Below are 2,715 nucleotides of genomic sequence, written 5' to 3'. Positions count from 1 at the left end.
AACTCCACTGCATGTGCATTTGGATATTGGTCCAGCATGTTAATTAAATCTTGTTTCGTATGCTTTCCTAGTTCAAAGAAAGGCGTAGTCGTTCCGCCTGTTGTGATTATTGTTCGAATGGTACCTCCTTGCTGTTTATTATAAAAATAAATCAGCCCCCCATTTGGAGATTGGATTGTGTTTATACCAGGTTTTAATGTAAACGATTTTATCTTAGAATCTTCTCTCCAAGAAGCATCATACGAATACGTCCCAATGTATACCTGAATATCTTGATTACCTTCTACATTAATCGTTATTTGTTCATTTGGCTTTGCATATAAACCAGTTGGTTCATATGGACTAAATGCCATACTTTTTCTTTCCTGTTGTTTTAGTACCTCAACATCCCCTTTTCCTGGGACTGTAAATGTTCTATTTTCTGATTTAACTGATTTTTCACTTTGCAGTGATGTCGATAAATTTTTTTGCTGCTGCGTTTCCTCTGCAAAGACATCTGATGAAGAAGCCATCCCAGAAGCAATTATAGTTAATGTTGCAGTAGCTACTAGTATTCTTTTGGTTTTATACTTTGATTTATTCCCCATAGTATCTCCCTCTCATTTCCTTGATCAATTTAATAGTTTTGGTTTCTTTAGCATGTACTTACGTGCAAAAACAGTTCATGAACTTGTATTTATTACTTTTTTACATAGTCCTCCCTTATTCTATTTATAATTATATTTTGATATTATTTTATGACACATATTAATACAACTTTATAAAATATCAATCAATAATGAGCTTTTATGTTTTGATTTGGTATTCTTAACTATCTTATAAATCAAATAAATTACATAAAGGTATTCATTTCGTATGAATAATACTTTAAATCAAATTATTTTCAGATTAATAATTCACAAAAAATTAATATTATGTAAAATCCTATCAAAGAAATAAATACAAATTGATTTGTCATATATACATTGAAATCACTCAGGCATTTACTATCATCCGAATAATTAATTCCTTTTTCTATTTCAGTTTAATTTTTTAAGTTATTAGGAGATAAAAAAGCGAATCTATTTTGAAAATAGATTCGCTTTTTTACGTATAACATAAACTTTCAAGTTCTTTTAATTGAATTTTTTATAAAAAGAAAAGGTACTTCCCAAAAGAGAAGGATCCTACTTGCTCAAACATGTAGGTCGTGATAACCTTTGTCTCTGATATATCTCATTTATAGTTTGTTTAATTGACTATGTCTTTTAGAATACATAAAATATACTATTATCCCTATAAATAACCAAATACCGAAATAAACCCAGGTTTTTAAAGGTAGATTTACCATTAAAAATAAGCAACATGTTATTGAAATAATCGGTAAGATTGGTACCAGTGGTACCATGAAACCACGTTTTAAATTTGGATGTGTTTTACGAAGAATAATAACTGACACACCAACCATCGCAAATGTTAATAACGCTCCAATATTCGCTAAATTCGATAATTCTTTTAAATCGATAAATCCAGCAATTAAAGCACTACCAATACCTGTTAACCAAGTTGAGAATACTGGTGCTTCTGTCTTCTTATTAATTTTCGCAAAAGATTTTGGTAATAATCCGTCACGGCTCATCGCGAAGAATACACGTGTTGCTGCATAAATGTAAGCGAAAATTACAGCCATAATACCAATTACAGCTCCAACTGCGATTATCCCCGCCACTTTATCTTGTCCTACAACTTCTAATACGTAAGCCATTGCTTCTGGTACATCTAATTCCTTATACGAAACCATGCCTGTCATAACAAGACAGACTATAACATAAATAATTGTACAAATAACTAACGAAGCAATAATACCAATTGGTAAATCACGTTGTGGATTTTTTACTTCTTCAGCAGACGTTGCTAACGCATCAAATCCTAAAAAAGCAAAGAATACTGCAGCTCCTCCGGAAAAGACTCCGCTTATACCGTACGGTGCAAATGGTATCCAGTTTTCTGGTTTCACATAAAAAATACCAACTGAAATGAATAAAACAACAATACCAATTTTTATTAATACCATTGCATTATTCACTCGTTTACTTTCTTTCGTACCTTTTGATAATAACCAAGTTAATAACAACGTAATGATTACTGCTGGTAAGTTAACAATTCCACCTTGTGTTGGAATCGTTAACAGTGATTTTGGTATCTCAATCCCAAATCCACTTACTAAGTTGTGAAAATAGCCTGTCCATCCACCTGCTACCGCCGCAGTTGTAACTACATATACTGACAGTAAGGTCCATCCCATTAAATGGGCTACAAACTCACCAATCGTCGCATATGAATAGGTATATACACTACCCGAGACTGGAAGGGTAGAAGCGATTTCTGCATAACATAGGGCAGCAAATCCGCAAACAATTGCTGCAATCATAAATGAAAAAATAACTGCTGGACCAGCATCTCTTGCTGCTACTATTCCTGTTAATACAAGCACTCCTGTACCAATTATCGCACCAATCCCTAGCATGGTAAGGTCAAATGCGCCCAACGTTTTTGTCAAAGTCTTACTTTTACTATCTTCTAACAATTTCCTTACTGATTTTTTCCTAAATAAGTTGGCCATAACACACGCCTCCTTTTATTTAAAAAGGAGCTAAGATATCGTCTCCTAGCTCCCCTTAAGTAAAATAATTTTTTTTATAAGATTATTGAATCGTTATTTTACCTCATTGGCAA

General features: G+C 32.7%; 2 protein-coding genes. Both read right to left on the bottom strand.

Going from position 1 to position 2,715, the window contains the following annotated elements; all coding sequences use genetic code 11:
- The coding region (locus tag DN400_RS28025) for a M60 family peptidase N-terminal accessory domain-containing protein (protein ID WP_277998078.1) at positions 1–587 on the bottom strand (587 nt) is incomplete at its 3' end.
- Between the two features lie 632 nt (positions 588–1,219).
- Positions 1,220–2,602, bottom strand: a complete 1,383-nt coding sequence (locus DN400_RS28020; protein ID WP_097854070.1) for an amino acid permease — start codon at positions 2,600–2,602, stop codon at positions 1,220–1,222.
- Positions 2,603–2,715 lie beyond the last annotated feature (113 nt).

The organism is Bacillus sp. AR8-1 (assembly GCF_008042345.1).
In the GTDB taxonomy this organism is placed as follows: domain Bacteria; phylum Bacillota; class Bacilli; order Bacillales; family Bacillaceae_G; genus Bacillus_A; species Bacillus_A cereus.
Note: the sequence above shows the minus strand (reverse complement) of the source record. Positions and strands in the feature narration are given on the sequence as shown.

What these genes read in the sequence shown, in the direction of transcription:
- DN400_RS28020 (WP_097854070.1), bottom strand. Translation starts at nt 2,602, where the DNA reads ATGGCCAACTTATTTAGGAAAAAATCAGTAAGGAAATTGTTAGAAGAT.